The following is a 6687-nucleotide window of genomic DNA, read 5'->3' as shown; positions in this document are numbered from 1 at the left end:
CCGCATGGTACGCTCTTGCAGAACGACCAATTGGAACGGTTCGGCCGTTGCAACAGCGTCCTTACCGGTTTTTGGAACGTACCGGCCTGCGGGTCTAGGACTATAGGAAACACCATGCTGCGAACGCGGCGCTATCACTGGACCCGACATTCGTTTATTGCGCAGCATCGGTCAATGTGGGCTCGGAGCCGACGCGCGGCGCTGCGGCGACGCCCAGGAGACCCGTTGCAGGCCAACCATCTGCAAGGACGGCCCATTCCTGACTTTCGTGACGTCAGGACGCCGCGCTGCGGCATTCACCGAACCGGTCATTGATGCGCCTCGCAGCTTTGCGAACCGCTGATTTGGGGAAGTGGGGCCTTCAGCGGTGCGATGAGTGCACTTTGGGCATAATGCACTCAGGCAGCTCTTGCCAAACCGCTCACATGGCGGTATTCCATTGGAGCACCGAAAGGAAAATGATGAGCGTTCAAAAGCAGTCCGTCAGCTTTACCGACACAGCCATTGCCTTTGCAAAAGAACTGGTAGAGGCCGGCGAGTATCCCACCGTGAGTGCGGCGGTTTCGGGGGAGTTGGTGAAGGCCAAGGCAGGGCGAGAGCGCGAAAGGCTAGTTCTTGAGGCGGAACTGGAGCGCCGACTGGCATTGCCGCTCGATCAGTGGGAACCGGTTGGGGATGCCTCAAAGGCTACGGCGGGGGCGCGGGCGCATCTGGCGGCGATGGCTCGCAAGATCTGATGCGCTTTGTTCGACACCCGTTCTTCGAACGGGATCTGATCGGCATCGTCGACCATATCGTTGACGTCACCCAAGGCGACGTCAACGCTGCGCTGCGAAGGCTGGATGAGGTCGACGCAATGCTGGAAGCGATCAAGGACAATCCTGCATCTGGCGTCCGCCTTGGCGGAGCGCTTCATGGATGGCTGGTGCGCCATGGTGGGGCCGGGCACCGCCTGACGATCGTGTACCGGCCGGATCTTGCCGCAGGACGGATATATCTCGCTCTCGCGGCATTCGGTGGGCGAGACTGGATGACCTTGGCGCCGACCCGGAACACGTTCTCGGAATAGTCGTGCTGCGATATGCTGGCTTGTCGGCAAGATGCCGACGATGGGTGGGGCGCGGCGGATCGGAGGATGTGTCATGACCACCGACAACTTGCCCGCCATACGCGCCTGCCGCCCCGCCTGGAACAAGGGCCGCATCGTCGGCCAGAAGCGACCGTTGCAGCCAAAACATGTCTGGGCGATCAGGGTCCGGCTCGAAATCGCCACCAATATCCGCGACCTCGCGCTGTTCAACCTCGCCATCGACAGCAAATTGCGGGGCTGTGACCTTGTGAAACTCAAGGTTGCCGACGTCTATGCCGCCGGCCAAGTCAAGGAGCGTGCCTCGATCATCCAGAGCAAGACCAAGAAGCCGGTTCGTTTCGAGATCACCGAGGGAACGCGCAAATCGATCACGGCCTGGCTCGACGACCCGCTAATGATCGGATCGGAATACCTGTGGCCGGGCCGCTTCCACGAAAGGCTGCACATCTCGACCCGTCAATACGCCCGGCTGGTGCGGGATTGGGTCACGTCGATCGGGCTGGAGCCGACATCCTACGGCACCCATACGATGCGCCGGACCAAGGTTGCGCAGATATACCGCACCCTTTGTGCACCTGATCGGGCCTCCCCCCTCTTTTTTGCCCACAGGCTGGAGCCCATGCGATGCGCCTTGAGATGGATGCCATCAATTATGATCGTCGTCTGTTCGGTCCGCATGGTGTCCGAGAACCGTGCGATTGGTGGAATGTCAAGGAAGCTGTCCGAAAAGATATAGTTTAATGGGTATTCGGACAGATTGATTACTGGACGGGTTTGTGGACAATGACCTTATCCGGCGCGACTCCGCGCCCCTCAATGTCGCGAGGTGCCAATGTCGCTCATAGGTTACGCGCGGGTTTCGACCGCCGAACAAGATCTTTCTTTGCAACTCGACGCCCTTCGCGCGTCGGGTGCATCCCGAATATTTGAGGATCGCGGAGTCTCGGGCGCAAAGACGGAACGGCCTGGACTGAATGCCGCCCTCTCCTTTCTTCGTGAGGGTGATACACTCGTGGTCTGGAAGATGGACCGGCTTGGCCGCTCGATGACGCATCTTCTGCAAACCGTCGCCGATCTGGAAAAGCGCAGCGTCGGTTTTAGGTCCCTCACCGAAAACATTGACACCACGACGCCAACAGGAAGGTTGGTTTTCCACATTTTTGGCGCCCTGGGCCAGTTCGAGCGGGATCTTATTCGCGAAAGGACGAATGCGGGCTTGGCGGCCGCGGCAGCCAGAGGCCGAAAAGGCGGCCGGCCCGTGGTGGCCACCCAGGAAAGGATAGACCGCGCCCGACAGCTCATTGCCTCCGGGCTGACAGTACGCGAAGCTGCCGCACGGTTAAAAATCGGTAAGTCGGCACTCTATACCGCGCTGAAACATGACAAGGAGGCCGCCGGTGAGATATCTCGCCAACTGGAAGGTGATCAAAAGCACAGCCACCTTTCAGAAGGAACTCGGACCGATGAAAAAGGCGGCATCCGGGAGGAGGTGGATGCCGCCGATCATTCCGGACCGGCTCAGGGAGGAGGGAGAACCGATCACACTTAAAGGATAGGAGCGTTTCTGCGGTTGCACAACGAGTGGGGTGCGAAGTCTCTGCATCGCGGCGGTAATTGTCGGACGGATGTACAAACAGCGGGCAGACCGTAGCCTACTCAGTCAGATTCTTAAGGATGACGCTCGCCCTGAACCGCCGCGGACTGAGGCGTTTGACCGGCTTCTGTGAGCATTTCTTTCAGATTCGCGATCATTCGGCGATGAACATACCAGACGAGGCCCGCGATTGCAGCCAGAAGCGGTATCTCCTTGGAACTGCCCAGGAACAGCGCCAACGGTATCCCGAGCATGATCAGCAATAGGATCGGAGGCGCGGCCTGACGGAGCGCCAGAAAAAAGGCGGCGCGCTTTTCAGCCGTGCTTGGCAACCGTGACGCGTTATGCGCACGGATATCGCGTTCAGCAAGCTTCCGACGCCGATTGACTAGGCGGTCGAATTCCAGATGCGTCGCGGCCACACTCCCGAAGATATCTTCTCCGAATTCCAGCAATTGCTCAGCCGCCTGTTCCCAGGCCTGAAGCTCCAGTTCAGCATTCAGGGCTTCTTCATCCCATACTTTGTCGCGCTCAGCCTCGATGCGCGCGGCCTTGGCTTCTTCTTCGTGTAGTCGCTGCTGATACGCATGGATTTCACCCTGACTGGCTCTGCGTATCTGAATGGGTTGGTCCATGATGCTCTCTCCTACTAGGCCAACGTACCACAGTTTGATTTGTCGAGGAACATAAAGCGAACGGCCACAGGCTAGAGACAAGACCCTGTGGCCATGACGCCCGTCGCATTGAAGTTCTGGCCCTAGACCCTCATGGTGAACAGGGTAAAATCCCCCTGCAGAATTCTGATCTTGATCTGAGACGATCCTGACGCACATTACTTTCCGCAATTTTCGGAGCAGTCACCATGCAGCGATCCATAATTCTCCTCCCGTTTATTTTTGCCAGCTGCGCGCGGGCAACAGAGCCTGAGATGGCGGAACGGAGCCGCATTTTCGACTATCGCGGGCAGGAAATTACAGTGAGCTGGACGCCGCGGACTTCGGACCTTGTGATCATCCCGGGAGAGGGCGAGGCAACTTTGACCCACCCGGCCGATATGGCTTTGGACACCGCCGAAGTGCAGTCGCTGATGTCGCAGGCCACGGGGTGCAATGTTCGCAAAGATGTCATCGGCTTTCGAAAATCGGGCGATAAGGACACGATCACTCTGCCAGTAGATTGTTGAGCGGCCTCGGCGATTACCAGACACTTGGCGTTCTGGAACCCGTCGGAACGCCCCAGACACACCTGCGGGCAGTAATGCCGGTATATTGTGCCTTTCACTCGACATAGGGCGCGGCATCCTCGGTCAGGCCCAGACTGTCAGCCCGGTCCCAGAACGCCCGGTGCTGCTCGGAGATCTCGCGGGCGCGGGCAAAGGTGTGCTGCCGAACGGCATCGAGACAGGCGATATAGGGCGAGACTTCTGAAAAATACCGCTCAAACTCTTCCGCGATAAGGTCGGCATATTCGCTGAAGGTGGCATCGTCGATCGGGACGATCGGCTCTGCGGGCGGCAGACAGATCCTGTCCTGTGCTCGGGCGGATCCGCAGGCTGCCAGCAGCAGGATCAGCGCGAAGAGCCGCCTCATGTGGCACCTTCCTCGCGTTTGCGTTCGCTCAGCCCGATAAGGCTGCGGATCAGGTGCAGCTCGCCCTGGCGGTATTTCTCGGTCATGCCGCGCAGATAGCCACCGGGCTTGAAGATGGCATTCCCGGGCTCCGCCTTGCGGGCATCGAGGATGAAGACCGACAGCATGGCGCTGTCGTCGCCCATCACCTCCTTGGCTGCCGTCCAGGCATCCGGGCTGATCCCGAGTTCGGGCACCCGCCGCTCCGCCGCCCAAAGGAAGTCATGGAAGCGCAAATGCTGCGGCTCGGCGCGTCCATTGAGGTAGAATTGCATGTCCGGTGATGCGAGGTGGAAAAGACGCTCCGGGCCGAGCTTGGTGATAAATTCGCTCTTGAACGCGCCGCTGGCCGCCTCATCATCTTTTTCTTCGCAAGTCGTACCGCCGTCAGGCGGTACGACAGAGGAATTGTCTTGCGCGGGCAAGCCCGCGCACAACTGATTGACGTGTGCGTTACAGGTACGAATAGATTCTTCAGTTGTATCTTGTATAAGGAGCCGCTCGTTTTCGAGCGGTCCACCGATTGATTCTTCTACCTTTTCGAGCGCATCGAGGGTTCTTCGGCACAGCTTGTCTGCAGCCTCGACATGGGCCGCGAGGGCGGTGTTCTCCATGATGTGCAGCTGGTCGGCAGAGGGCCATTGCGCCAGTTCCCCCCGAATCTCGTCGATCTCGGGATGCCCGGGGGCGATCTCGCAGAGATGGTCGAGGGCACGGGTCAGGTGCCGGCGATGCGTGCTGCGCTGACCGCGCAGATATTTCGCGCGCTTCCGTTCGGCCGTCAGCTTGTCGTCAAGGGTCATCAGTTCGCCTGCCCGGGCGATGGCCGCGCTGAAATAGAGACCCGTGCCCGCTGCGCGTGAGCGGCTGCCATTGGCGCCGGTGCGCCGCTCGATCAACCCGGCCAGTTCCAGCTCGACCGTGATCGCGCGCAGACGTGGCTGCGACAGCCCGAGCATTTTCGCCACCTCGCTGGCTTCGGCATAGATGACCGGGGACCGGTCCTGCGACGTCCAGTCGCTGGGCCGGGTCAGCGATGCAAGGCGAACGAAGGCGTGCGCGGCGGCGCGGCCAACACCGAGCGACGGCGCGACGCGTTCGACCAGGACGGCAAAACTGTCACGCTGCATCGGGCCCGGCAGGGCCGGGTGAACGTCTGAAGGGGCGCGGTAGGACCGCGTTGCGGCGGGGTGAACCGCCTGTGGGTATGCCATTGGTCTGCTCCTCGTGTTCATTTGAGGCGCAGGGATGCCGGGCAAGACCTTATCCTTCGCGCAAACGCGTTTTTGTCTTGATCTCGATATTCGGAGAGGCTAGAACAGACCTATGATATTGGAGGTGCTGAGGTTTTGCCGACCTCTGCTCTAAGCCCCCCCCGCCGGTTTCCCCGCGCGGGGGTTTTGCTTTTGATCTTGCTGGTTCTTCTGCGCCTCGATTCTGTTCTTGTTATTCTGTCGGGGATACACCCTGTTGCGATTCACCGCAAATATTAGTGTCGCGGCAGGGGTGTTCCTCAACACCTAGTAGCTGACAAATTCCGCGTGCTCGTTGCCCTGATAGTCCAGATAGCGGATCGCGACCCCGCGCAGGCGAGACGGGGTAAAGGAGCCCGTGCCGGTGAACCCGCCGATGCCTTCCGACCCATAGACATTGGTATAGCCGATGGTCTCGTAGCGGCGACAGGTTCCGTCGCTGCTGGTGCTGACGCATTGTTCAACCGGCTCCCGCCGCCCGCCAACCGCGCCGGAGAGCCAGGCGGGACCGTGCTCGAAGCTGGCGGGCGACCAGTGAAAATCGCCACCGGCGTCATAGGTGCCGGCCTCAGTGATGTCTTGGACCGAGTAAGAGCCGTCCTGGTTGCGGCGGCTGCTGTAATGCCTGATGTGATAGAGTTCGATGCCGTCACGGTACTGCCTCACCTCCGGCGTGAGGCCGTCAGGAACGAAGGATGCGAGCCCGGCAACGGCTGCGCCGCCTGCGCCACCGCCCATGGGGCAGTTCCAGAGCTGCAAAGGCGGTTCGATCGGAAACGGCGTGATCCTGCGGATCATCTCGACCTTGGCGGCGCTGCACTCGGCCGAGGCGGGAAAGCCGCCGGCCAGGCAGAGCAGGATCGCACAGTCAATGGGGTAGGCTTTTACAGGCTCGGCCATGGATAATGAAATGGAAGCTGCAAAGAAGCCGACGATTGATCTTCGTACGGGATGTGGAGTAATCATTTTACCTATCCGCTGCGCGTTTAGGTGCAATGATTAGTCCACATTTGTATGTGAGGCAAGGGCAGAGCGCCCGTAAGACTTGGGTCTCACCGCGGCAGTGGGATCGAAGCAGAAGTTCGGTGGAACCGATATCTGGGAAATTTCGCCAGTGTTCCA

At 60.0% G+C, this 6687-nt stretch carries 9 protein-coding genes; 5 read left to right on the top strand and 4 right to left on the bottom strand.

The genetic code is table 11. The features are described from left to right. Positions 1–461 precede the first annotated feature (461 nt). The 4 genes from FQV27_RS17885 to FQV27_RS17870 all read left to right on the top strand — a co-directional run bounded on the left by FQV27_RS17885 (position 462) and on the right by FQV27_RS17870 (position 2639). Entirely contained in the window at positions 462–737 is a 276-nt protein-coding gene (locus tag FQV27_RS17885) for a hypothetical protein (protein WP_147101183.1), read from the top strand. Further along, entirely contained in the window at positions 737–1069 is a 333-nt protein-coding gene (locus FQV27_RS17880; protein ID WP_147101181.1) for a type II toxin-antitoxin system RelE/ParE family toxin, read from the top strand. The genes FQV27_RS17885 and FQV27_RS17880 overlap by 1 nt, the downstream gene beginning before the upstream one ends. Positions 1070–1142: 73 nt before the next feature. Then, positions 1143–1826, top strand: coding sequence for a tyrosine-type recombinase/integrase (locus FQV27_RS17875; protein ID WP_147101179.1), 684 nt, complete (start codon positions 1143–1145; stop codon positions 1824–1826). Positions 1827–1922: 96 nt separating this feature from the next. Then, on the top strand, positions 1923–2639 hold the full coding sequence (locus FQV27_RS17870) for a recombinase family protein (RefSeq protein ID WP_147101177.1): 717 nt from the start codon (positions 1923–1925) through the stop codon (positions 2637–2639). A 119-nt stretch (positions 2640–2758) separates the two neighbouring features. On the opposite strand, the gene FQV27_RS17865 is transcribed toward FQV27_RS17870, so the two are convergent. Further along, positions 2759–3400, bottom strand: coding sequence for a hypothetical protein (locus FQV27_RS17865; RefSeq protein ID WP_147101174.1), 642 nt, complete (start codon positions 3398–3400; stop codon positions 2759–2761). A gap of 146 nt (positions 3401–3546) precedes the next feature. Here FQV27_RS17865 and FQV27_RS17860 point away from each other — a divergent pair, with 146 nt between their 5' ends. Beyond that, positions 3547–3867, top strand: coding sequence for a hypothetical protein (locus FQV27_RS17860; RefSeq protein ID WP_186827377.1), 321 nt, complete (start codon positions 3547–3549; stop codon positions 3865–3867). A 94-nt stretch (positions 3868–3961) separates the two neighbouring features. On the opposite strand, the gene FQV27_RS17855 is transcribed toward FQV27_RS17860, so the two are convergent. The 3 genes from FQV27_RS17855 to FQV27_RS17845 form a co-directional block, all read right to left on the bottom strand. Further along, positions 3962–4273: a hypothetical protein gene (locus FQV27_RS17855; RefSeq protein ID WP_147101169.1), complete on the bottom strand. Its 312-nt coding sequence runs from the start codon at positions 4271–4273 to the stop codon at positions 3962–3964. Further along, the gene (gene repC / locus FQV27_RS17850; protein ID WP_186827376.1) at positions 4270–5526 is read right to left on the bottom strand and encodes a replication initiation protein RepC; all 1257 of its coding nucleotides are present in this window, start codon (positions 5524–5526) and stop codon (positions 4270–4272) included. Before repC ends, FQV27_RS17855 begins: the two co-directional genes overlap by 4 nt. Positions 5527–5832: 306 nt before the next feature. Continuing rightward, the gene (locus FQV27_RS17845; protein ID WP_377768856.1) at positions 5833–6531 is read right to left on the bottom strand and encodes a hypothetical protein; all 699 of its coding nucleotides are present in this window, start codon (positions 6529–6531) and stop codon (positions 5833–5835) included. Between the last annotated feature and the right edge of the window lie 156 nt (positions 6532–6687).

The sequence above is a fragment of the Paracoccus aurantiacus genome, from assembly GCF_007993065.1.
In the GTDB taxonomy this organism is placed as follows: Bacteria; Pseudomonadota; Alphaproteobacteria; order Rhodobacterales; family Rhodobacteraceae; genus Paracoccus; species Paracoccus aurantiacus.
The sequence above is the reverse complement of the archived record's forward strand: the minus strand, read 5'-3'. Positions and strand labels throughout refer to the sequence as shown.